Annotated in this window: 18 protein-coding genes; 8 read left to right on the forward strand and 10 right to left on the reverse strand. The window is 63.3% G+C overall.

The genetic code is table 11. The features are described from left to right. The first annotated feature begins 149 nt into the window (after nt 1-149). A complete protein-coding gene (locus ABN482_RS16345; RefSeq protein WP_349504970.1) occupies nt 150-1,253 on the forward strand; it encodes a YncE family protein in 1,104 nt (367 codons plus the stop codon). Between the two features lie 20 nt (nt 1,254-1,273). Beyond that, nucleotides 1,274-3,715, forward strand: a complete 2,442-nt coding sequence (locus ABN482_RS16350) for a TonB-dependent siderophore receptor (RefSeq protein ID WP_349504971.1) — start codon at nt 1,274-1,276, stop codon at nt 3,713-3,715. A gap of 48 nt (nt 3,716-3,763) precedes the next feature. On the opposite strand, the gene ABN482_RS16355 is transcribed toward ABN482_RS16350, so the two are convergent. Further along, nucleotides 3,764-4,813 (reverse strand): FecR domain-containing protein, encoded by a 1,050-nt coding sequence (locus tag ABN482_RS16355; protein WP_349504972.1) that lies wholly within the window; start codon nt 4,811-4,813, stop codon nt 3,764-3,766. A 13-nt stretch (nt 4,814-4,826) separates the two neighbouring features. Next, the gene (locus ABN482_RS16360; protein WP_349504973.1) at nt 4,827-5,453 is read right to left on the reverse strand and encodes an RNA polymerase sigma factor; all 627 of its coding nucleotides are present in this window, start codon (nt 5,451-5,453) and stop codon (nt 4,827-4,829) included. 75 nt (nt 5,454-5,528) lie between these two features. On the opposite strand from ABN482_RS16360, the gene ABN482_RS16365 reads away from it, so the two are divergent. Genes ABN482_RS16365 through msrQ form a run of 6 tightly spaced genes read left to right on the forward strand, consistent with a single transcriptional unit; the run spans nt 5,529 to nt 10,219 of the window. Further along, the gene (locus ABN482_RS16365; protein ID WP_239990160.1) at nt 5,529-6,293 is read left to right on the forward strand and encodes a transporter substrate-binding domain-containing protein; all 765 of its coding nucleotides are present in this window, start codon (nt 5,529-5,531) and stop codon (nt 6,291-6,293) included. A gap of 3 nt (nt 6,294-6,296) precedes the next feature. Further along, nucleotides 6,297-6,983: an ABC transporter permease gene (locus ABN482_RS16370; protein ID WP_349504974.1), complete on the forward strand. Its 687-nt coding sequence runs from the start codon at nt 6,297-6,299 to the stop codon at nt 6,981-6,983. Beyond that, the gene (locus tag ABN482_RS16375) at nt 6,980-7,726 is read left to right on the forward strand and encodes an ABC transporter permease (RefSeq protein ID WP_349504975.1); all 747 of its coding nucleotides are present in this window, start codon (nt 6,980-6,982) and stop codon (nt 7,724-7,726) included. The genes ABN482_RS16370 and ABN482_RS16375 overlap by 4 nt, the downstream gene beginning before the upstream one ends. Before the next feature lie 12 nt (nt 7,727-7,738). After that, the gene (locus ABN482_RS16380; RefSeq protein ID WP_349504976.1) at nt 7,739-8,515 is read left to right on the forward strand and encodes an ABC transporter ATP-binding protein; all 777 of its coding nucleotides are present in this window, start codon (nt 7,739-7,741) and stop codon (nt 8,513-8,515) included. 18 nt (nt 8,516-8,533) lie between these two features. Beyond that, nucleotides 8,534-9,538: a protein-methionine-sulfoxide reductase catalytic subunit MsrP gene (gene msrP, locus ABN482_RS16385; protein ID WP_349504977.1), complete on the forward strand. Its 1,005-nt coding sequence runs from the start codon at nt 8,534-8,536 to the stop codon at nt 9,536-9,538. 36 nt (nt 9,539-9,574) lie between these two features. Next, nucleotides 9,575-10,219, forward strand: coding sequence for a protein-methionine-sulfoxide reductase heme-binding subunit MsrQ (msrQ, locus tag ABN482_RS16390; RefSeq protein WP_349504978.1), 645 nt, complete (start codon nt 9,575-9,577; stop codon nt 10,217-10,219). A 45-nt stretch (nt 10,220-10,264) separates the two neighbouring features. Here msrQ and ABN482_RS16395 read toward each other — a convergent pair whose 3' ends face one another. From ABN482_RS16395 to nirB, 8 genes are all read right to left on the reverse strand, one after another. Continuing rightward, entirely contained in the window at nt 10,265-11,536 is a 1,272-nt protein-coding gene (locus tag ABN482_RS16395; protein WP_349504979.1) for a nitrate regulatory protein, read from the reverse strand. A gap of 25 nt (nt 11,537-11,561) precedes the next feature. Further along, nucleotides 11,562-12,362, reverse strand: coding sequence for a uroporphyrinogen-III C-methyltransferase (cobA, locus tag ABN482_RS16400; protein WP_349504980.1), 801 nt, complete (start codon nt 12,360-12,362; stop codon nt 11,562-11,564). Further along, nucleotides 12,362-16,543, reverse strand: coding sequence for a bifunctional nitrate reductase/sulfite reductase flavoprotein subunit alpha (locus ABN482_RS16405; RefSeq protein ID WP_349504981.1), 4,182 nt, complete (start codon nt 16,541-16,543; stop codon nt 12,362-12,364). Before ABN482_RS16405 ends, cobA begins: the two co-directional genes overlap by 1 nt. Nucleotides 16,544-16,583: 40 nt before the next feature. Further along, nucleotides 16,584-17,390, reverse strand: coding sequence for an ABC transporter ATP-binding protein (locus tag ABN482_RS16410; RefSeq protein ID WP_349504982.1), 807 nt, complete (start codon nt 17,388-17,390; stop codon nt 16,584-16,586). A 10-nt stretch (nt 17,391-17,400) separates the two neighbouring features. Then, entirely contained in the window at nt 17,401-18,264 is an 864-nt protein-coding gene (gene ntrB / locus ABN482_RS16415; RefSeq protein WP_502877322.1) for a nitrate ABC transporter permease, read from the reverse strand. Then, nucleotides 18,210-19,454, reverse strand: a complete 1,245-nt coding sequence (locus ABN482_RS16420; RefSeq protein ID WP_349504983.1) for a CmpA/NrtA family ABC transporter substrate-binding protein — start codon at nt 19,452-19,454, stop codon at nt 18,210-18,212. The genes ntrB and ABN482_RS16420 overlap by 55 nt, the downstream gene beginning before the upstream one ends. Nucleotides 19,455-19,528: 74 nt before the next feature. Continuing rightward, entirely contained in the window at nt 19,529-19,879 is a 351-nt protein-coding gene (gene nirD, locus ABN482_RS16425; protein WP_349504984.1) for a nitrite reductase small subunit NirD, read from the reverse strand. Further along, nucleotides 19,876-22,431 (reverse strand): nitrite reductase large subunit NirB, encoded by a 2,556-nt coding sequence (nirB, locus tag ABN482_RS16430; protein WP_349504985.1) that lies wholly within the window; start codon nt 22,429-22,431, stop codon nt 19,876-19,878. Before nirB ends, nirD begins: the two co-directional genes overlap by 4 nt. Nucleotides 22,432-22,796 lie beyond the last annotated feature (365 nt).

Raw genomic sequence — 22,796 nt, forward strand, 5'->3', positions numbered from 1 at the left:
CTCCTTTGGGCGATATCGGCCGGGACGCATGCCGATGCGCCGATACGGTAGCAGAAAAACAAAAATCTTTTTGATTGGCACATAGGGTTTTATCGCCCTCGTTCGTCTCCATGGACAACCCCTTCCGGTATCCATTGGAGAAGTCCGTTATGTTTCCTATCCGTTTCACATGTGCGGCGGTTGCCGTCGCCACGCTGTTCATCGGGGCCAGCCCTGCTGCGGCCCAGGCTCAAGCCGCGCAGAATGCCGCTCATCCAGTTGCTGTCCAGGCCTATCAGCTCTCACCCGAGGGGGCGCTGCGGCGTGACCTGGCGCATGGGCTGTATCAGGTGCGCTACAGCCCGTTCAATCAGTCGCTGTATGTGGCATCGACCGAAGCGCAGCCCGGTGTCCGTGGCGGCGTGATCTATCAGCTCGATCCCGAAACCCTGGTCACCAGGGGGCTTATCCATACCGATGAGAAGAATTTCGGCCTGGCGCTCAACCCTGCCGGCGACACCCTGTTCGTCACCAACAGTTTGGCCAGCGCCGTCAGCAAGATCGACCTCAAGGAAGGCAAGGTGCTGGCGCGCCTGAAATTCACTGAAAAAAGTACCGATGGCTCGAACTATGGCCCGCGTACTGTCGTCCATGATGCCGGCAGCAATCTGCTGTATGTCGGTGGGGTCGGTGACCCCGGCATGATCTGGGCCATCGATGCCGATACCATGGTTGTGCGCGCGACCATCGGGAATGCCGGAAAATGGGTTACAGGACTGCTGCTCGACCCGGCTCAGCATCGCCTCTACTCCGCCAACGGCGATGGCGAAGTGCTGGTTATCGATACCCGTACCCACACCATCGAGCAGCGCTGGAAACCGGCGGGCGATGCCAAGGCGCTGTTGGTGAACCTGGCGCTCGATGACAAGGCCCAGCGCCTGTACGTGACCGACCACTCGCAGCAGAAGACCACCTTTGTGCTGGATGCTCGCGACGGCAGCGTCATCACCCGCCTGCCGGTGGGCGATTCGATGGACATCCTGCTCAACCCGGCGCGCAACCAGCTCTACATCGGCCACCGCGAGCAGGGCACCGTCAGCATCCTCGATGCCACCGACTACCGCGTGCTGCAGACGCACCACCTGCCGCCCAACCCCAACAGCCTGGCGCTGGATGCCGACGGCAGCCACCTCTACGTCACCGTCAAGACGCCCTTCACGCCCGACCGCTTCGCCAGCGGCCAGGGCAGCGTGGCACGCATCCAGTTGCCCTGAATCTTTCCGGAGTCTGCATCATGAAGCATATTTTTCCTGGGGCCGGTGCCCTGTGCGCCACGCTGTTGATCCTGGCGTCGCCTGCTGTGGCCCAGTCCGCAGCCGATACGCCAGTCTCGGTATCCCTGCCGGCGCAGCCGCTGGCGCAGGCGCTGAATGCGTTTGCCCGCCAGACCGGGCTGGAACTGATTGTTCGTCCTGACAGTGTGGCCGGCAGGACGGCACCTGCCGTGCAGGGCAGTCTGACCCCTGCCCAGGCGCTGGAGCGCCTGCTGGCGGGTACAGGCCTCGGTTTCAGGATCGAAGAGGGCGCGATCGTGATATCCCGTACCGAAGACAGCGCCAGTGCCTTGCATCATGGTGGTGAGTTGTCTGCGATCACAGTCCAGGCCAGTGCCGATGCCTCGGCCGGTGGCCTGCTGGATGAATACGCCGGTGGCCAGGTGGCACGCGGCGGTCGGGTCGGCGTGCTGGGTGCCCGCGACAATATGGATACGCCTTTCAGCCTGACCAGCTATACCAACCGTCTGATCCGGGACCAGCAGGCGCGCAGCGTGGCCGATGTGCTGCAGAACGATCCCTCGGTGCGGACGGCACGCGGGTTCGGCAACTTCCAGGAGACGTATTTCATCCGGGGCTTCCTGACGACCTCTGACGATATTGCCTACAACGGGCTGTATGGCCTGTTGCCACGCCAGTTCACCTCGGCGGAAATGATCGAACGCGTCGAGGTTATGCGAGGTGCCGGCGCGTTCCTGTATGGGGCGGCACCATCGGGCATGGGGATCGGCGGTACGGTCAATATCCTGCCCAAGCGGGCAGCCAGTGAGCCACTGAATTCCGTGACGCTGGGCACCGCCAGTGGCGGGCAGGCCTATGTGGCGGCGGACTTCAGCCGCCGCTTCGGCGAGGACCAGCGCAGCGGGTTGCGCGTCAATGTCGCCCGTCGCGATGGGGATACGGCCATCGATGGCGAGCATGTCGAACTGGACTTGGTGACGTTGGGCTGGGACTGGCGCGGCGAGCGCCTGCGCCTGTCGGCCGATGCGGGCTACCAGAACAATCGCCTGAGCGGCATGCGTCCCAACGTGTCGCTGAGTGGCGTCGATAGTGTGCCGGTGGCACCCGATGCGCGACACAACTATGCACAGCCCTGGACACGTTCCAACGAGGAGGATTTCTTTGGCACGCTGCGGGCCGAGTATGACTTCAACGATGCGGTGACGGGCTGGGCTGCCATAGGGGCACGACGTGGCAAGGAGTTCAACTCGCTGGCCGGTGTGACGGTCAGCAATGCCGAGACGGGCGAGGCCAGCGCCTACCGTTTCGACAACCGACGCCGGGACGATGTCTGGACCGGAGAGGTCGGCGTGCGTGCTGCACTGCAGACAGGTTCGGTGCGTCATGACCTGGTGGCTTCGGTGTCGCATTATGACCATGAGGAGCGCAATGCCATCGTCATGGATTTCATGAATACGCTGGCCACCAATATCTATGATCCGACGTACTGGGATCGCCCGGCTTTTTCTGCAAATGCCTTTCGTGGCGGCGACCTGGGTGATCCCGGTCTGTTCAACCATACGCGCCTGACCAGCTTCACGCTGGGCGATACGATGTCGCTGTTCGACGACCGGCTCGACCTGATCGTGGGCCTGCGACATCAGCGTTTGCGGAGCACGGCCTACAACTATGCCCGCTCCCTGCCGGAAGACAATCCTTACGACGACAGTCACAACAGCCCGGTGGCAGGTATCGTCTACAAGCTGGACGACAGTGTCTCGGTCTACGCCAATTACATCGAAAGTCTGGCGCAGGGAGAAAGTGCACCATCCAACGGCACGGCCATCAATGCCGGAGAACGCTTGCCGCCCTATGTCTCCAAGCAGAAGGAAATCGGCCTCAAATACGATGGCGGGCAGATCGGCGGCAGCCTGGCGCTGTTCACGACCGAGCAGCCGCGTGGCTATGTCGGTACGGATAGGGTGTTCCGTGAGGCGGGCAAGAACCGGCATCGTGGTGCCGAACTGATGCTCTACGGCGAAGCCTGGCCGGGTTTGCGGCTATTGGGCGGTATCACGCTGCTGGATGCCAAGCAACGCAATACCGGCAATCCCGCGCATGACGGCAAGCGGGTGATCGGTGTGCCTTCCCGGCAGGCCAACCTGGGTGTCGAATGGGATGTGCCCGGCACGGACGGCCTTGCATTGAATGCGCGGGTGATCGCTACCGGCAGCCGCTATGCGGACGTGGCCAATACGCTGCGCGCGCCGGGCTGGGTCAGGCTGGATCTGGGGGCCAGCTACATGATGGACATCGGCGACCGGCTGCTGACCCTCCGTGCCCGCCTGGAGAATGCGACCGGGCTCGACTACTGGTCTTCGGTAGGCGGCTATCCCAACAACGGCTATCTGGTGCTGGGTGCTCCCCGTACCTTTATGCTGAACGCCACGCTGGAATTCTGAGCACAAGCCGGCCCGTCTGCAAGTCCGGGCCGGCTTGTCCGGTGCCTGTCAGTGGGAACCGGTAATACGGGGCGTACCCGTGTCCTGTCCCTCGACGCGGACGGGCAGGATCCGGGGCAGCAGGCGATAGAAGCCTGCCATGTTCTGCGTGTCGAACGTCCCGGTGATCCGTAGTGCGGCAATGCCGGGGTCGGCCAGTACCGGTGACGGATGGCCATAGCGAGCGAATTCGGCGAGGACGTGGGACAGCGGTGTGTCGTCGACACTGAGGCTGTGGTTGCGCCAGGCACCGATGTCGGCCGCGATGGCCGGCTCGGGCCGGGTGCTCTGCAGGGTGTCCAGGCGCAATTGCTGGCCGGCGGTCAGGTCGATCTGCGATGCGGCACGCCAGGGCAGCCAACTGCTGCCTTCCGGAGCCACGCGCACATGGCCCGATGCCACGGCAACCCGCAGGGTATCCGCACCGGGCTGTCCGGGCGTATTCCGTACCGAGAATTGCGTGCCGACTACCGTGATGCGTGCTGCATCTGCCGTCACGGTGAAGGGGCGGGCGGTATCGGCGGCGACCTGGAACATGGCCTGGCCCCGTATCAGGCGTACCTCACGATGCCCGTCAAACAGTGCCACGCTGATCCGGGTATCGGTATCCAGATCGATCCGGCTGCCATCCGGCAATTCGACGGCCTGCTGTTCGCCGGGCAGGGTGGCATAGCTTTGCGCGAAAGCAGGCGATGCCGTGCCTGGCAACTGAAACAGCAGGAGCGCCACGAGCAGTGTGGCCAGCAGGGCGGTCAATTGCCAGCGACGTGACCAGAACCCGGCGTGTTGTGTGAGGTGCCGTGCTGCGGGTGGCTGGCATGCATTCCGTGCCGAAGCCAGCAAGGCATCCTGCTGCTGCACAGGCAATGCGTCCAGGTCGTTCCAGTCTTCCTGCCATTCGGCATAGGCCTGGGCATGGGCCGGGTCGGCGGCCAGCCATTGCGCCAGCGCCTGGCGCTGCGCAGCATCCAGGCCATTCCGGCTGCGCATGAACCAGTCCAGCGCAGTCTGTTCCGGTGTGTCCGTACAGGCGGAGGGAGAAGAAGGGGAAGCAGTCATGACAGTGACTATTTTAGGCGGCCCCATGGGTATCGGTGCAAGGGGCATGGCGAGCTTCCCAGGCGCGTCGTTCGCGCCGGCAAGTCTGCATGGCCAGCCGGATGTGCTGCTCCACCATTTTTTGCGAGATGCCCATCATGGACGCGATTTCGGCATGTGAACGGCCATCGAAGCGATGCAGCACGAAGGCTTCGCGACAGCGTGGCGGGAGCCCCTGGATGGCAGCCAGCAGGACCTGTGCGGCCTGCTGCGACATGGCGGCGACTTCGGGCTCCTGGGCGCTCGGGCCGACCAGGGTATCGGCGTCGATGGTGCCGTCGAGCGAGGCCGTGCCCTGGTGCAGGGCGACATGGCGATGCTGGTCGATCATCAGGTTGCGCGCCGTCCGGTAGAGCATGGCACGCGGTTCTGCGATTCGGCTGCCCTGTTGCTGGGCCGTCAGTACCCGGGCATAGGTTTCCTGCACGACGTCGGCCGCCGCGTCCCGGTTGCGGGTCAGGCGGGCGCAGAAGTTCAGCAGTTCCTGGTAGTAGCGCTCGAACACGGTGGCGGCAGACGGCGTGCAGGCGTAGAAAAGAATAATGAAAGGCGTTCGTATTATAGCCTTGTGTCGGGCCGGTGTCCCTGCGCCTGGCATCATGAAACCGGGCAGGAGCCGCGCAGCTTCCCTCTATAATGCGGGATTGTTTTTTGCATGTTGGTAATGGAGGCTTCCATGAAAAGAATACTGATGGGGATGGTTTGCGCCGTGTTCGCGGCGGGTGTCTCGGCCCAGGATCTGCGCGTGGCGATCGATCCGACCTACGAGCCTTTCACCTACAAGACCCCGGATGGCCAGCCGGCCGGCTTCGACGTCGATATTGCCAATGCCCTGTGCGACCAACTGCAGCGCAAGTGCGTGTTTGTCGAACAGGTCTGGGACAGCATGATCGCCGGCCTGCAGAGCCGCAAGTACGACGTGATCATCAGTTCCATGTCGATCACCGACGAGCGCAAGCGCGTGGTGGACTTCACCGACCGCTACTACAAGACCCCCAGCACTGTCGTGGTGCGCAAGGATCATCCCTATGTCGGCCATGAATCGCTCAAGGGGCTGCGTCTGGGCGTGCTCAAGGGCAGCACCCAGGAGCGCTACGCCATGGGTGTGCTGCAACCCGAGGGGGCCACGGTCATCTCCTATCCGGCCCAGGATCAGGTCTACCTGGATATCCGCTCCGGCCGGCTCGACGGCACGGTGGCCGACAAGGTCGAGGTGGGGGGCGGCTTCCTGAGCAAGCCCGAGGGGGCTGATTACCATGCCGTGGGTGGCGACATCTACGACCCCAAGTATTACGGCGAAGGCCTGGGCATTGCCCTGCGCAAGAACCGGGAAGATCTCAAGCAGGCGCTCAACGAGGCCATCCAGGCTATCCGTGCCAATGGCACCTACGAGGAAATCAGCCGCAAGTACTTCGACTTCGACCCTTACGGTACCGATTGATCCGTGTCTGATTACTACTGGATGATCCTGCAGGGGGCGGGCACTACGGTGGCCGTTTCCCTGCTGTCGCTGGTCGTGGCGATCACGCTGGGTCTGCTGGGGGCCAGCGCCAAGCTGTCCGGGCGGCCCATGCTGGTGCGGCTGGCCACGCTCTACACCACACTGATCCGGGGCATCCCGGAACTGGTGCTGATGCTGCTGGTGTTCTACGGCGGAGCCATCGGGCTCAATGCCTTGCTCGAATACGTTGGCTACGATCAGGGCGTCGACATCAACCCGTTTGTCGCGGGTGTGCTGACGATCGGTTTCATTTATGGTGCCTACATGGCCGAGGCCTTCCGGGGCGCGATCCTGTCGATTCCGCACGGACAGGCCGAGGCTGCCTGGGCGTTCGGCATGAGCCGCTGGCAGGCGTTTCGCCGCATTACGCTGCCGCAGATGATCGGCTATGTGCTGCCGAGTTTCACCAACAGCTGGATGGCCCTGCTCAAGGCCACGGCGCTGGTCAGCCTGATCGGCCTGCATGACATGACCTACCTGGCGCGCCAGGCGGGGGCCGCCAGTCGCGAGCCCTTCATTTTCATCCTGTTCGCTGCGGCGCTCTACCTGCTGTTCACCAGCATTTCCCTGTGGGTGCTGCGGCGGCTCGATGCGCGCTACAACCTGGGATCGGAACGGGTGCAGCTATGAGCTGGGCACAGTTTCTTGATCCCAACGAGTTCAGCTGGGCGTTGTTCCTGCAGCCGGACACATTGCGGATGTACGCCTGGGGCATGTGGACCACGTTCTACATGCTGATCGGCCTGTTGTGCTTTGGCGGGATTGCCGGCTTTGTGCTGGCGCTGATGCTGACCGGTCGCTCGGTGATCCTGCAGCGCATTGCTTCGGCTTTTACCTACTGCGTGCGCGGCACGCCGCTGCTGATCCAGCTTTACCTGATCTATTACGGCGTGGCCCAGCTCGAATGGGTGCAGGCGCGCTGGGATGCCGTCTGGCCGTGGACGTATTTCAAGACGCCGCTGTTCTGCGCGATGCTGGCCTTCAGCATCAATCATGCCGGCTACCTGGCCGAAATCCTGGCGGGTGGCATCCGCGCCACGCCGGCGGGCGAGATCGAGGCCGGCTATGCGATGGGCATGAGCCGCCTGAAGGTCTGGTATCGCATCATCCTGCCGGGGGCCATGCGTCGCATCCTGCCGCCCTACAGCAATGAAGTGATGCAGATGATGCACGGTACCAGCCTGGCCAGCACCATTCCGTCGCTGATGGATATTACCGGTGTCTCCAGCCGGATCTACTCCGACTATTATCTGCCGTTCGAGGCCTATCTGTTCGCCGCCATCCTGTACCTGCTGATCACGTTTTTCCTGATGAGCCTGTTCCGATTGGCCGAGCGCCGCTTCACCGCCTATCTGCGGCCCCGGGCGCACTGACTACGACACGCGATGACCGAATCTGCCTTTTCCCTGCAAGTCGAGAATATCCACAAGCGCTATGGCAACCAGGAGGTGCTCAAAGGCGTGTCGCTGGCGGCCCGGCCAGGTGATGTGATCAGCATCATCGGCAGTTCCGGCTCCGGCAAGAGTACGCTGCTGCGTTGTATCAACCTGCTCGAGAAACCCAGTCAGGGGCGCATCATCGTGGCCGGTGAAGAATTGCGCCTGAAACCCAATGCGACCGGTGATCTGGAAGCCGAGACGCCGCAGCAACTGCAGCGCCTGCGCACGCGGCTGGCCATGGTGTTCCAGCATTTCAATCTGTGGGCGCACATGACGGTGCTGCAGAATATCATCGAGGCACCGGTGCACGTGCTGGGCGTGGCGTGCGACCAAGCCATCGACGAGGCACGCCGGCTGCTGGAACTTGTCGGCCTGAATGGGGTCGAACAGGCATATCCCGGCCATCTCAGCGGTGGTCAGCAGCAGCGTGTGGCGATTGCCCGCGCCCTGGCGGTCAAGCCCGAGGTGATGCTGTTCGACGAACCGACCAGCGCACTTGATCCCGAGTTGGTGGGGGAAGTGCTGGGCATCATGCGCTTGCTGGCACAACAGGGTCGCACCATGGTGGTGGTCACGCACGAGATGGGCTTTGCGCGCGAGGTGTCTAGCCATCTGGTATACCTGTACCAGGGCCTGATCGAAGAACAGGGCAATCCACGCGAAGTGCTGGCCAACCCCAGCAGCGAGCGATTGGCCCGATTCCTGTCGGGCAATCTCAAATAGCCTTTTCCGGAGTGTGCCATGCTGATTCGATTTCCCACAGACATCCCCGCCTCGGAAATCACCTCGGAATCGGTATGGCACAAGCGCCGTGCGCTGATTGCAGCGGCAGGACTGGCCGGTGTCGGCCTGGGGGGCGTGGCACAGGCAGCCCGCGCTGCTGTGGCAGCGTCCGGTGCGACCGCAGCCGGACCGGCATCGCTGGCGGCGGCGCAGGCTGCGATGGCGCAGGCCACCCTCAATGCCGCCTTCTCCACCGACGAGGCGCGCACCGATTACGAAGCGGTCACTTCATACAACAACTTCTACGAATTCGGTGTCAACAAGGATAGCCCCAAGCGCCAGGCCGGTGCCCTGCAGACCCGTCCATGGACGGTGCGCGTCGAAGGCGAAGTGCTCAAGCCGCGTACGTTCGATATCGACGATCTGCTGAAACTGGCCCCCCTGGAAGAGCGCATCTATCGACTGCGCTGCGTGGAGGCCTGGTCGATGGTGGTGCCCTGGGTCGGCTATTCGCTGTCGCACCTGCTGCGCCAGGTCGAACCCACCGGGCAGGCGGCCTATGTGACGTTCGAGACGGTCATGCAGCCGGAGGCCATGCCCGGGTTGCGCTATCCCGTGCTCGAATGGCCCTATACCGAAGGCCTGCGGCTGGACGAGGCCATGCATCCGCTCACGTTGCTGGCCTTTGGCCTGTACGGCAAGGTGCTGCCCAATCAGAATGGTGCGCCCCTGCGACTGGCCGTGCCGTGGAAATATGGCTTCAAGTCGGCCAAGTCGCTGGTGACGATCCGTCTGGTGCGCGAGCGGCCGATGACATCCTGGATGAAATCGGCACCGCACGAGTATGGTTTCTATGCCAACGTCAATCCTGATGTGGCCCATCCCCGCTGGAGCCAGGCCAACGAGCGTCGCATTGGTGAAGGTGGGCTGTTCACCCCGCGCCGCAATACGCTGCCGTTCAATGGCTATGGCGAGCAGGTCGCATCCCTGTATCAGGGGATGGACCTGCAGGCCAATTACTGAGCCGGGATGGCCGGCCAGCATGACCCGCGTGAGGCGATGAATCAGCGTAATCGACGAGGCAGGGCGAGTGCCGACAGGCGTATCTGGTGGCTGGCGTTCCTGCTGGGGCTGCTGCCTTTGTTGCGCTGGCTCTGGCTGGGCGCGAATGGGGAACTGGGTTTCAATCCGACGGAGTTTCTGCTGCGTTCGTCAGGCACCTGGACGCTGGTCTGTCTGCTGGTGACCCTGGCACTGACGCCGGCCCGTCACCTGCTGGGTTGGCAGGGGGCACCGCGCTGGCGACGCATGGCAGGCCTGTTCACCTTTTTCTATGCCGTGCTGCATGCGCTGGCCTGGTCGTTTTTCGACCATGCTCTGGTGTTGCGTGACATGGGGGCGGATATCCTGCAACGGCCCTTCATTGCCGTGGGCGTGGCGGTATTCGTGATCCTGCTGGCCCTGGCGGCGACATCGAGCAAGGCGGCCATGCGCATGCTGGGCAGGCAATGGCAGCGCCTGCATCGGCTGGTGTACCTGGCCGGCGGGCTGGCGATCCTGCATTTCTGGTGGCACAAGGCGGGCAAGAACGACTGGCTGGAGCCGTTGCTGTACGGTAGCGTGCTGATACTGCTGCTGGCAGTGAGGGTGGTCGTGAAATGGCGGGTACGTTGTCGTCCGGCGTCTCGATTCCCTCAGCCATAGTCTGCTGACGGGCGGCGGTGTGCGCCCGGCCTGAGGCGTGCTGTCTCAGGCCTGTGTTGCGTTGCGTGTTGCCAGCAGTGCGTTGGCGACTTCGGTCAAGGTGCGACCGCTGCGCATGGCTTCATGTTGAAGTTGTGCGTGCGCGTCGGCTTCGCTGATCCGGTGCAACTCGACCAGGATCCATTTGGCTTTTTCGATATGCCGGCGTTCGTCCAGGGCTGCCCGAGCCTGAGCCAGTGCCTGGTCTGATGCCTGGATACGTTCGGCCTGAGCCTGCAGCAGATCCAGAATGGAGCGTTCCATGCCGCTGGCGATGCCGTCAGCCGGAGCCACGTCCAGCGGACGGCTCTGGACATCGAACAGCATGGTGGGACGGGTGCTGCCCTCGTGGGCCGCCATGCTGTCGAGCAGGGCGCGGTGGTTGCGCAGGTCCAGGCTGACGGCTTCGATACGCTGGCGGCAGCGCTGGGCCAGCGTGGTCGCCAATTGGCATTCGATGGGATGCATGCCGTCGATGCGTGCGGTACACAGATCAAACCACAGGGCTGCCATGTCGGTATCGACCGGTTGCTCTGCTGAGGTGCGGGCTGCCATGCCGCGCAGGGACAGGACGGGTTCGTGCAGGCCATCCAGTCCATGCCAGGCTTGCAGGGCCTGCCGGTCTGCCAGTGCTTCGAACTGCATGAAGCAGCGCGTCTGCCTTTCGGCCAGCATGGCCATATGGACTTTCTGGGTCGGGTTGAAGCGGCCCGCGGTATAACCGAGCACGCCGTAAGCCCGTTCCTGGCCGCACAGTTCCTTGCCCTGCATGAAGTTCAGCAGTGCGGCCAGCAGGCGAGTGATTTCGGCATCGTGCGCAGCATCGGTCGTTTCGACCGCAACGGCCAGCAGGCTGGAAATCAGGCGGGTGAAGGCCGCGCTGGCGTCGCCTGGCTGCAGGCGGTGCGCGAGGATGTTGCAGCGCAGGATGGGCAGTCCATCCAGACGGTAGAGCGCATGGGCGATACTGTCGAACAGCCGAGCCCGGCCATGGTCACTGCCGATGGGGTGGGTCAGCAGGGCATCCAGAAAGGTGCGGACATCGGCCTCATGGGTCGATACCGACTGGTGCTGTGCATCCAGCATGAGTTGCCGGTCAGGCGTCGGATGGCACAGGAACAGATTGGTGTAGCCCCGTTCTTTTTGCAGTTCATGAACCAGGTGGCTGATCAGGGTGACCAGCTCGCAGGTATGCGCCAGCGATTCGAGACTGTGCAGTTCCGCCTGGCGGGCGGCGATCAGGAAGCGCAGTGTCGGGGGCAGGGTCTGTCGGGTCATGGTGTGCGTGGTGTTTCCGGGGGGCTCAGGCCTCCTGGCTGCATGGAATCATACAGGAGCTGTATTCGGAACACGAGGTGGCCTGTATCCCGGCCTGGGCGGCGACGTTGCCGATGATCAGGATGGCCGGGCTGCGCAGGCCGGCGGCTTGCCCGTCTGTGGGCATCTCGTGCAGCGTACTGTTGATCTGGCGCTGGTAGGGCAGGCTGGCATTCTCGATCATGCAGACCGGGGTATGTCCGGGCAGGCCACCCTCCTGTAATTGCCGGGAGATGTCGTCCAGCCGGGTCACGCCCATGTAGACCACCAGTGTGGTGCCGCTGCGTGCCAGCGCTTCCCAGGGAGGCGGGCTGTCATCGTCCGTGTGGGCCGTGACCAGGCTGACGCCGCGTGCGATGCCGCGCAGTGTCAGCGGGATGTTGCATGCAGTGGCTGCCGCCAGGCCTGCCGTAATGCCATTGACGATGCCGCAGGCAATGCCGTGGCGGGCCAGCCATTCGATTTCTTCGCCGCTGCGCCCGAAAACCCCGGGGTCGCCGCCCTTGAGGCGGATCACCGTGAGCCCTTGACGTGCGTAGCGCAGCATCAGGCGCTGAATGAATGACTGGGGCGTGGAGCGGCAGCCTCCGCGCTTGCCGACATGGATGATCCGGGCTTGCGGGCAATAGTGCAGGACACCCTCCCCGACCAGATCGTCGACCAGCACGACGTCGGCCTGGGCCAGGATGCGCACGGCCTTCAGCGTCAGCAACTCCGGGTCGCCCGGCCCGGCCCCGACCAGCCAGACAGAGGGGTGCATGCCTGGGTGCGAGAGCGTGTTGTCCATCAGTACACATCCTTGAGATAGCGGCGCTGTTGCGCCAGACTGTCGATATAGAGATCGGCCGCTTCCGGTGTCAGGCCGCCGTGTGTGCGGGCGATCTGGCGCAGCGTGGCATCGACGTCGCGGGCCATGCGGGCGGCGTCGCCGCAGATATAGAGATGTCCGTTTTCCTGTAGCCGGCGCCAGAGCAGGGCCCCTTGTTCAAGCATGCGATGCTGGACATATATCTGTGTGTCCTGATCACGCGAAAACGCGGTATCCAGCCGGTTCAGGTGGCCGCTGGCCAGCCAGGCATCCAATTCCTGCCGATAGTAGAAATCGGTGGCCTGATGCTGTTCCCCAAAGAAAAGCCAGTTCGGGCCATGTGCGCCATCGGCTTCCCGATCCTGCAGGAATGCCCGAAAGGGGGCGATACCCGTGCCTGGGCCAATCATGATCATGGGCGCATCAGGATCGGCGGGTGGTTTGAACAGAGGGGATTTCTGCACGAATATGGGAACGGTGCCGGACTCGGCACGCTCCGCCAGGAAGGTTGAGCAGACACCGCCGCGCGGTTGTCCATCCAGGAGATAGCGGATCGTGCCCACGGTCAGGTGCACCGACTGCGGTATGACCTTCTGGCTGGATGAGATCGAATACAGCCTGGGTTGCAGGCGCTTGAGCAGCGACAGCAGTTCCGGTGCGGACAGACGGATCGGGCAGGCCGCCAGTAGGTCCGTCAGTTGCCTGCCCCAGAGCCAGGCTTGCAATTGTGTCTTGTGGGCAGGCTGCAATAGCCCGGTCAGCAGTTCGCTTTGGCTGCGTTCATGAATGGCGTGCAGCAGGTCTGTGGTGATGCGGGTGATGTCCAGATGGTGCAGCAAGGCATCGCCCAACGGCATCGTGATGTCGTTGAGTTCCACCGGTGTGTCGGGGGCCAGCGCCAGCGTGGACAGCAGCGAGGACACCTGTGCCGGGTCATTGTGTGGCCAGACACCCAGGGCATCGCCTGCTTCGTAGCGCAGGCCGCTGTCGGCCAGGTCAAAGCCGAACTGTCGGGTGTCTTTCGCGGAGCCGGGCAGGTTGAGGCGCTGGTTCAGCACCAAGTGGGCCAGCAAGGGTTTTTTGCGGCTAAACGCAGCAGTTGATACGGAGGTTGAAGCACCGTCGTCAGCGGCCCGTGTGGCATTTCCGGCATCTGTCGGTGCGGAGTTGGCGGCAACGGTGCTGATGGCGGTCGTTGTTGTGGGTTCCGGTGCTTGGAGGGTTTCGGCTGTGAGCGCCTGGGCAATGTGCTGGCACCATGCCGTGGCCTGATCATGGGTGTCGGGTTCGCAGGGCAGGCACGGCGTCAGTTGGCGTGCCCCCAGTGCGGCCAGGCGTTGATCCAGTTGGCGGCCGAACCCGCAGAACTGATCATAGCTGGAGTCGCCAAGCGCCAGCACGGCATAGGTGCTTTGCCCCAGGCGGTGCATGTCGTTCGCGCACAGCGCCTGCCAGAATGCTGCGGCATGATCTGGTGGCTCGCCATCCCCGAAGGTGCTGACGCAGGCCAGTATGTGTGGGGCGCGGGCCAGGTCGGTGGCCTGGATGGCATCCATGCTGCTGAGTGTGACATCCAGGCCGCATTCGCGCAGGTGCTGCGCGCATTGCCGGGCCAGCGTTTCCGCATTGCCGGTCTGTGACGCCCACAACAGGGTGATGGCCTGGGCTGTATGGGCGGGCGCGGAAGGTGATGCAATAACTGCCTGGCCTGCCGGTGCGACGCTGTGATTCAGCAGGCCTGCCAGCAGGCCATCCAGAAACAGCCGATGGGCGGGCTTGAGCGGGGCTGATAGCGGCAGGACGGGCGCAACGCCCGCAGTGGACAGGGATTGGGTGCCCAATGCCGTCAGATAGCCCTGGACATAATGCTGTTCGTCGGGCTCCAGGGTGATGGTCGGCGGGTTGTCCAATCCCAGCAGGCTGGCCACGATATCGAGTGCAGGGTGTATGTTGGTGCACATGTTTTGCAGGGGGGCGGCAGGCCTTGTTGCCGTGTCGCTGGTATCTGTGATGCACTCAGGTGCCTGCGCTGTCTCTGATGCAATGGGCGTCAGCGAGATGGCGCAGTATTTGAGTTCCGGTTGCAGCGAGATCGGATCGACGGCATCGCTGGTGAGGGCATTGATGGCCATATTTTCTCCAAACACATCGCTCCAGTGAAACGGCGCAAAGCAGCTGCCTGGCTGAACCCGGTCTGAAATGCTGGCGGGCAGGCGGGCCTTGCCGCGACGCGAACGGATTTCGACCTGCATTTGGTCGGTCAGGCCAAGGGCGGCAGCATCCTCGGGATGAATTTCGATGAACGGGGCCGGATTCAGGCGGTTGAGTGCCGGCACCTTGCCGGTCTTGGTCATGGTGTGCCACTGATGCTGGAGCCGTCCGGTATTGAGGATCAGCGGGAATTCTGTATCCGGCAGTTCGGCTGCCGGCAGGCAGGGACGGGCGAAAAAAACGGCCCGGCCATTGGCGGTGGCAAATTTCAGGCGCGGGCCTTGAGCCGGCTCCGGGTGCAGGTAGCGGATCGGATGACGGTCCTGCGGATCGTCGGGTGGGCAGGGCCATTGCAGGGGGGTATCGCGCAGGCGGGCATGGCTGGCACCGCGCAGGTCATAGCCGGTGGCAGGGTTCCAGGTCTGGCGGATTTCGTCGAATACATCGCTGGCGCAAGCGTAGTCGAAGGCGTCGGCGTAACCCATTTCGCAGGCGATGCGGGCGATGATGCGCCAGTCGGCCATGGCCTGCCCGGGCGGTGGGACGGCCTGGCGCGCCAGGGTCAGGTTGCGCTCCGAGTTGATCATCACGCCGTCGCTTTCGGCCCACAGCGCCCCTGGCAGCAGGACATCGGCATAGGCATTGGTTTCCGTGTCCAGAAAGGCGTCCTGCGCGATGACCAGTTCCGCCGCGCCCAGTCCGTCGATGACAGTCTGCCGGTTGGGGGCGCTGGCGACGGGGTTGGTGCAGATAATCCAGCAGGCCTTGATCTGGCCGTCGCGCATCTGCTCGAACATGGCTACGGTGCCATCGCCCGGATCGCTGCGTAGGGTGCCCGGGGCAAGTTGCCACAGATTTTCGATGAAAGTCCGGTCATCGGCCTGCAGGGCCGAGCGCTGACCCGGCAGGCCAGGACCCATGTAGCCCATCTCGCGCCCGCCCATGGCATTGGGCTGGCCGGTCAGCGAGAATGGGCCGCTGCCGGGTCGGCAGATCTTGCCGGTGGCCAGGTGCAGGTTGCACAGGGCATTGGTATGCCAGGTGCCGTGGGTACTCTGGTTCAGCCCCATGGTCCAGCAGCTCATCCATTCGCCGGCTTTGGCGATCCATCGTGCGGCTGTCCTGATATCGGCTTCGGGCAGGCCGGTCATGGCGGCGGCCTGCGCCGGTGCATAGTCTGCCAGGAAGGCGGGCATGGTATCCCAGCCATCGGTATGCTGGGCGATGAACGCCGGATCGATATGTCCCTCTGCCACCAGCAGGTACAACAGGCCGTTGAGCAAAGCCAGATCGCTGCCAGGGCGGATCGGCAGATACAGGTGTGCCTTGTCGGCCGTGGCCGTGCGTCGTGGATCGACTACGATCAGTCGGGCTCCCGCCTTGATGCGGTCCATCATGCGCAGGTACAGGATGGGATGGCAGTCCGCCATGTTGGCCCCGATCACGAAAAACAGGTCGGCATGATCGAAATCCTGGTATGAGCCGGGCGGTGCATCCGCACCCAGTGACTGCTTGTAGCCGCTGCCGGCACTGGCCATGCACAATCGCGAGTTGCTCTCGATGTGGCGGGTACGGATATAGCCTTTGGCGAGTTTGTTGGCCAGGTACTGGGCTTCCAGCGACATCTGGCCGGACACGTAGAGGGAAATGGCATCCGGCCCGTGGGTGTCCAGGATATGGCGCAGCCGTCGGGCCGTATCGCGCAAGGCCGCATCGATATCCATCCGCATGGGCTCCTGACGACGCTGTGTGCGCACCCAGGCGTCGGCAAGCCGGCCAGGCGTATCGAGTGGCAGGTGACAGCTTTGTCCCTTGGTGCACAGTCGCCCCGCGTTGCTGGGATGATTGCGGTCACCGGATACCTTGATGACGCGCTGGCCTTCGACATGCAGCACGATGCCGCAGCCCACGCCGCAATAGGGGCACACGGATTTGACGGTCTCGGCCATGGTGAGGGTTCCGGCGGATATGGGCAGGCGTCCGAGCCGCTCAGGCGGCCTTTTCCACATGCCCCTGGCGGGTATAGAGGAAATCGATCACTGCCTTCCGGTATTGCTGGTAGCGATTGTCTTCGGCCAGTTCGATGCGGTTGCGGGGCCGCGGCAACTCGACCGACAGCACTTCGCCGATGGTGGCGGCCGGTCCGTTGGTCAGCATGACAATCTTGTCCGACAGCAGCACGGCTTCGTCCACGTCATGCGTCACCATGATCACGGTGGAGTGGGTCTGGGCCACGATGGCCAGCAGTTCGTCCTGCAACTTGGCACGGGTCAGCGCATCCAGCGCCCCGAAGGGTTCGTCCATCAGCAGGACCTTGGGCTCCATGGAAAGCGCACGCGCAATGCCGACGCGCTGCTTCATGCCGCCCGAGATTTCCCCTGGCCGCTTGTGGGCCGCATGGGACAGTCCCACCAGTTCCAGGGCGGCGGCGGTGCGTGCCCGCAGTTGCTCTCGTGTTTCCAGCTTGCCGAACACGCGTTCGACGGCCAGCATGATGTTGCCTTCGCAGGTCATCCAGGGCAGCAGGGAATGGTTCTGGAACACCATGGCCCGATCCGGTCCGGGCCCGGCGATTTCCTTGTTGGCGGCAATCAGCGTTCCTGCGGATGGCACGGTCAGGCCGGCCACCAGATTCAGCAGGGTCGATTTGCCGCAGCCCGAGTGGCCGATCAGCGCCACGAATTCTCCCTTGGCGATATCCAGGTTGATATCGCGCAGCGCCGGAAAAATGCCCTTGGCCGTTTTGAAGGATTGGGCCACGTTGTAGATCTCGATGTATTTGCTGTCGCTCATCATGGGTTCCGTATCAGTGGCGTGATTCTTCGAAGGTCACGGCAGCCGCAAGGCGTACCAACAGGGTTTCCAGCAGCAGGCCGACGATGCCGATCACGAAAATGGCGATGATGATGTGGTTGACGTTCAGGTTGTTCCATTCATCCCAGAGCCAGAAGCCGATGCCGACGCCGCCGGTCAGCATTTCTGCCGCCACGATGACCAGCCAGGCCGTTCCCACGGCCAGCCGCACACCGGTCAGCATGTAGGGCAGGACGGCGGGCAGCAGGATGCGGGTCGCGATTTTCCACTCCGACAGGGCCAGTACACGGGCCACATTCATGTAATCCTGCGGGACCCGCTGTACCCCCACGGCGGTGTTGATGACCATGGGCCAGATCGAGCAGATGAAAATGGTCCAGATGGCGGCGGGATTGGCGGCCTTGAAGACCAGCAGGCCGATGGGCAGCCATGCCAGCGGCGAGACGGGACGCAGCAGGCTGATGATCGGGTTGAGCATGCGACCCAGGAAGGCAGAGCGGCCAATCATGAATCCCAGTGGAATGCCGACCAGTGCCGCCAGACCGAAGCCCAGGCCGACGCGTTGCAGCGAGGCCAGTACATTCCAGCCAATCCCCTGGTCATTCGGCCCGGCCCGATAGAACGGGTCGGAAAACAGCACGACAGCCGAGTTCCAGGTTTCCAGCGGTGGCGGGATGCCATCGCCCTGTTGGGACAGGATTTGCCAGAACAGCAGTACCAGCAGGAAACCCAGCAGGGGGGGCAGAATGGCTTGCAACCATCGGTTCAGAATATTTCTCACAGCATGCTCCCGTGCCGCGCTCAGGCGTGGATATCGAAAGATTCGGCGTAGGCGGCCGGGTCCTGCCCGTCCCAGGTTTTTCCGCCCAGCAGCGTGCTGCTGCGCAGATCGCTGTCCGGCACGGCAACGCCTGCAGCGGCGGCGGCTTCTCGGTAGAGGTCTGTCCGGTTGAGACGCCGGGCCACGGCCAGATAGTCTGGGTGATCGGCCAGCAGGCCCCAGCGCTTGTGCTGGGTCAGGAACCAGGCCGCATCGGAGGTATAGGGATAGTTGACCTTGCCGGTGTCGTGGAACTTCATGTGATTGGGGTCATCCCAGGTCTTGCCCAGGCCATCCTGGTAATGCCCCTGGATGCGGTCGATGATGGCGGCCCGGCTGGTGTTCACATAGGCTCGGGCGGCGATGGTGTCGGCCATCTGCTCGCGGTTGTCCGGTGTGCTGTCGATCCAGCGGCTGGCCTCCAGAAGGGCGGCGATGACCGCCTTGCAGGTGTTGGGATGCTGTTCGGCAAAGGCTTGCGTCGTGCCGAGCACCTTTTCGGGATGATCCGGCCAGATGTCCTGCGAGGATGCTGCGTGGATTGAGACGCCATCCAGGATGCCACGCATGTTCCAGGGTTCACCCACCGAGAAGCCGTCCATGTTGCCGACCCGAGCATTGGCAATCATCTGCGGGGGCGGCACGGTGATGACCTTGATGTCCTGCATCGGATTGATGCCGGCGCTGGCCAGCCAGTAGTACAGCCACATGGCATGGGTGCCGGTCGGGAAGGTCTGGGCGAATGTGTATTCGCGCGGTTCCCGCTTCATCAGGGCGGCCAGAGAGGCCAGGTCGGTGGCACCGGCCTCGGCCAGTTTCCTGGAGAGGGAAATGCCCTGCCCGTTGCGGTTGAGCGTCATCAGGTTGGCCATGTCGGCTTGCGGGCCGCCGATGCCGACCTGCAGGCCGACCAGCTCACCGTAGAGGATATGGCTGAAATCGTTCTCGCCATTGAGCTGCTTGTCCCGGATCGTGGCCCAGTTCGCTTCTTTGCTGGGGATGATCTTGATGCCGTATTTTTCGTCCAGGCCCAGCGCCGAGGCCATGACGATGCTGGCACAGTCCGTCAGCGGAATGAAGCCGATCCGGACCTCCTTCTTTTCCGGCGTGCCCATGCCGTTGGCGGCAGCACGAGCAGGGAGCAGGGCGGGCGCGCAGAGCAGTGCACCCATGGCGGTGGCGCTGCGCATGAAGCTGCGGCGTGTCTTCAGGATGGTATCGGTCATGATGTTTTCCCTTGCATGCAGTGATTGGAATGGGCCTGTAGGCGATATGGCGTGTGGCCGGACAAAGGCGTGATTCAGCCTATTTCCACCCAGTCGCCATTGATCCGGGCGGGCCAGATACGCAGGCTCTGTTCCGGGTATTGCAGGCATTGCCCGTCGCGCAGCCGGAATTGCTGCTTGTAGAGGGGGGATGAAATGACCGGCTCATCCTGCACGCACCCCACCAGTCCGCGCCCGATGACATTGGCCCCGGAGCGGGGGTCGCGGTTGTCGATGGCAAATACGGTGTCGCCTTGTTCGCTGTCTGGCACCAGCACCAGGGCAATCTGGTGCTCTCCGACCAGGGCTACCACTCCCGAGCGGGCAACCAGATCCTGGCGGTGGCAGACCGGCTGCCAGCGGGGGAACGACGTGATGGCTTTCATGATGCAATCTCCTCTGCAATCGGGATGACGCGGGCGGGGCGCGGTTGACCGCGTTCCTGTTCAAAACGGATGTCGGGATCGCTGCGCGAATCGTTGACGAAAGTGCGGAAACGCTTGAGTTTTTCAGGGTCGGACAGGGCATTGGCCCATTCGCACTCATAGCGGTCCACGATGAGTTGCATCTGCGCTTCGAGTTGCCCGGCCAGGCCCAGGCTGTCGTCGATGACAACGGCCTTCAGGTAGTCCAGTCCGCCCTCCAGGGATTCCCGCCAGACTGCCGTGCGCTGCAGCTTGTCGGCGGTGCTGATGTAGAACATCAGCAGGCGGTCGATATAGCGGATCAGGGTGGCGTCATCGAGATCTGTCGCAAACAGTTCGGCATGGCGCGGGCGCATGCCGCCGTTGCCGCAGACGTACAGGTTCCAGCCCTGTTCGGTCGCGATCACGCCGATGTCCTTGCTCTGCGCCTCGGCACATTCGCGGGTGCAGCCCGAGACGGCAAACTTCAATTTGTGCGGGGCACGCAGTCCTTTGTAGCGGTGTTCGATATGCAGGGCCATGGCGACACTGTCCTGCACACCGTAGCGGCACCAGGTGCTGCCTACACAGGATTTCACGGTACGGGTGGATTTGCCGTAGGCATGGCCGGTCTCGAAGCCGGCCTCGATCAGCTCGGCCCAGATTTCCGGCAGCTCGTGCAATTGGGCACCGAACAGGTCGATCCGCTGGCCGCCCGTGATCTTGGTGTAGAGCTGGTACTTGCGGGCGATCTGGCCGATGGCAATCAGGCCGTCGGGGGTGATTTCCCCACCGGGAATGCGCGGCACCACCGAATAGGTGCCGTTTTTCTGCATGTTGGCCATGAAAGTATCGTTGGTGTCCTGCAAGGGCACCAGGGCCGGGTTCTGGATAGGGCGGTTCCAGCACGAAGCCAGAACAGACCCGACGATGGGCTTGCAGATGTCGCAACCGAGCGCGTTACCCCGGCCATGCCTGGCATGCACCTGCTCGAAGGTTTCCAGCCCTTCCACGCGGACACAGGCATACAGTTCCTGGCGGGTCAGTGCAAAGTGCTCGCACAGGCTTTTGTCGACTGCCACGCCGCGCGCAGTCAGCTCATGATCGAAGACCTGCTTGAGGAGCGCGGCACATCCGCCGCAACCGGTAGCCGCCTTGGTGCAGGCCTTGAGCTCACCCAGATCGGTGCAGCCAGCGTCGATGGCATTGCAGATGGCACCCTTGGTGACGTTGTGGCAGGAACAGATCGTGGCCGAGGCCGGCAGGGCATCCACACCCAGCGTAGGCGTGGCAGAGCCCTGGGGCAGGATCAGCGCGGCAGGATCTGCCGGTGGCGCAATGCCGTTGCTGACATACTGGGAGAGCGTGTCGTAATAGCTGTTGTCACCTACCAGGACGGCACCCAGCACGCGCTTGCCGTCTTCGGAGATCACCAGGCGGCGGTAGCTGGCAGTGATTTCGTCGATATAGCGATAACTGCGGGCCCCCGGCGTGGCGGCATGGGCATCGCCGATGGAGCCGACATCCACCCCCAGCAATTTGAGCTTGGTGGACATGTCCGCGCCCTCAAAGGGCGATGCCTCCATATCGCAGAGACGGGCCGCCACACAGCGCGCCATCTGGTAGCCGGGGGCGACCAGGCCGAAGACGGCATCGTTCCAGGCCGCACACTCTCCCATGGCAGAAATGGCCGGGTCGCTGGTTCGGCACAGACTGTCGATGGCAATACCGCCCCGCTTGCCCAGTGCCAGGCCGGCGGTCCGGGCCAGTTCGTCGCGAGGCCGGATACCTGCGGAAAAAACGATGAGATCGGTTTCCAGCACGTCGCCGTCGGCAAAGTGCATGCCGTATCGGTGCGTGCTGCCGGGGTGTATGGCGTGCGTGGCACGATCCAGGTGAACCTGCACTCCAAGGGCTTCGATCCGTGCTTTCAGGGCGGCACCGCCCTGCGGATCGAGCTGTACGGGCATCAGGCGTGGTGCAAACTCGACGATGTGGGCTTCCAGTCCCAGCAGTCGCAGGGCATTGGCAGCTTCAAGTCCGAGCAGGCCACCGCCCACGACGACGCCGCGTCGGGCATTGCGGGCGGCCATGCGGATCGTGTCCAGATCGTCCAGGGTGCGGTAGACCAGGCGGGCGTTGTCCGCAGCACCGTCGATCTGTGGCACGAACGGATACGACCCGGTTGCCAGGATCAGGTGGTCGTATCGATGGCGACCCCGGCTGGTCAGGATTTCCTGCCGGGTGCGATCGATTTCCAGCACGTCGGCATTCAGATGCAGTGTCAGGCCAGGCGTGGTGTACAGGGAACCATCGCCCAGTGCCATCGACTCGGCATCGCGGCCACTCAGGTACTCCGACAGATGGACCCGGTCATAGGCCCGGCTGCGCTCTTCACCGAAGATATGAATGTCGTAGCGTGCGGTTGCGCCATGGGCGACCAATTGCTCCGCACAGTGATGGCTGACCATGCCATGACCGATGATGATGAGTGTGGGCCGATCCTGGCGAGGGGCAGAAGACGCGATGTTCATGTGTGATTCCTTGCAAACAATGCCGCCGCCAAGACAAAAGGCGCTCCTGACCTGGGAGGGTCGGGGGCGCCTTTGCCGGTACTGCACAGGTTGTCTGGGCGAGAAAACTTCTCTACCGGTAATCAAGCAATATCTGTGCCAGACCGGATGCGGACTGGGGAAAACCCGGTGCTGTGCCGTGCGAAAGCCCGTGAACCGGGAGGGCATGGCCTGCTGTGATTGCCTGAGTGGTGTGGGCCTGCGCGCCGGACTTGGTGCGCAGGTGCCTGGATATGCACTGTTGCGGCGCACCCGGCACCATCAGGGTTCATCAGGCCGGTGCGGGGCAGGAAAGGGGAGAAACATGAAGAATGGATGAGGGTTGG

The sequence above is a fragment of the Corticimicrobacter sp. genome, from assembly GCF_040137905.1.
In the GTDB taxonomy this organism is placed as follows: Bacteria; Pseudomonadota; Gammaproteobacteria; order Burkholderiales; family Burkholderiaceae_B; genus Corticimicrobacter.

What these genes read in the sequence shown, in the direction of transcription:
- ABN482_RS16345 (WP_349504970.1), top strand. Translation starts at nt 150, where the DNA reads ATGTTTCCTATCCGTTTCACATGTGCGGCGGTTGCCGTCGCCACGCTG.
- ABN482_RS16350 (WP_349504971.1), top strand. Translation starts at nt 1,274, where the DNA reads ATGAAGCATATTTTTCCTGGGGCCGGTGCCCTGTGCGCCACGCTGTTG.
- ABN482_RS16355 (WP_349504972.1), bottom strand. Translation starts at nt 4,813, where the DNA reads ATGACTGCTTCCCCTTCTTCTCCCTCCGCCTGTACGGACACACCGGAA.
- ABN482_RS16360 (WP_349504973.1), bottom strand. Translation starts at nt 5,453, where the DNA reads ATGATGCCAGGCGCAGGGACACCGGCCCGACACAAGGCTATAATACGA.
- ABN482_RS16365 (WP_239990160.1), top strand. Translation starts at nt 5,529, where the DNA reads ATGAAAAGAATACTGATGGGGATGGTTTGCGCCGTGTTCGCGGCGGGT.
- ABN482_RS16375 (WP_349504975.1), top strand. Translation starts at nt 6,980, where the DNA reads ATGAGCTGGGCACAGTTTCTTGATCCCAACGAGTTCAGCTGGGCGTTG.
- ABN482_RS16380 (WP_349504976.1), top strand. Translation starts at nt 7,739, where the DNA reads ATGACCGAATCTGCCTTTTCCCTGCAAGTCGAGAATATCCACAAGCGC.
- msrP (WP_349504977.1), top strand. Translation starts at nt 8,534, where the DNA reads ATGCTGATTCGATTTCCCACAGACATCCCCGCCTCGGAAATCACCTCG.
- msrQ (WP_349504978.1), top strand. Translation starts at nt 9,575, where the DNA reads ATGAATCAGCGTAATCGACGAGGCAGGGCGAGTGCCGACAGGCGTATC.
- ABN482_RS16395 (WP_349504979.1), bottom strand. Translation starts at nt 11,536, where the DNA reads ATGACCCGACAGACCCTGCCCCCGACACTGCGCTTCCTGATCGCCGCC.
- cobA (WP_349504980.1), bottom strand. Translation starts at nt 12,362, where the DNA reads ATGGACAACACGCTCTCGCACCCAGGCATGCACCCCTCTGTCTGGCTG.
- ABN482_RS16405 (WP_349504981.1), bottom strand. Translation starts at nt 16,543, where the DNA reads ATGGCCGAGACCGTCAAATCCGTGTGCCCCTATTGCGGCGTGGGCTGC.
- ABN482_RS16410 (WP_349504982.1), bottom strand. Translation starts at nt 17,390, where the DNA reads ATGATGAGCGACAGCAAATACATCGAGATCTACAACGTGGCCCAATCC.
- ABN482_RS16420 (WP_349504983.1), bottom strand. Translation starts at nt 19,454, where the DNA reads ATGACCGATACCATCCTGAAGACACGCCGCAGCTTCATGCGCAGCGCC.
- nirD (WP_349504984.1), bottom strand. Translation starts at nt 19,879, where the DNA reads ATGAAAGCCATCACGTCGTTCCCCCGCTGGCAGCCGGTCTGCCACCGC.
- nirB (WP_349504985.1), bottom strand. Translation starts at nt 22,431, where the DNA reads ATGAACATCGCGTCTTCTGCCCCTCGCCAGGATCGGCCCACACTCATC.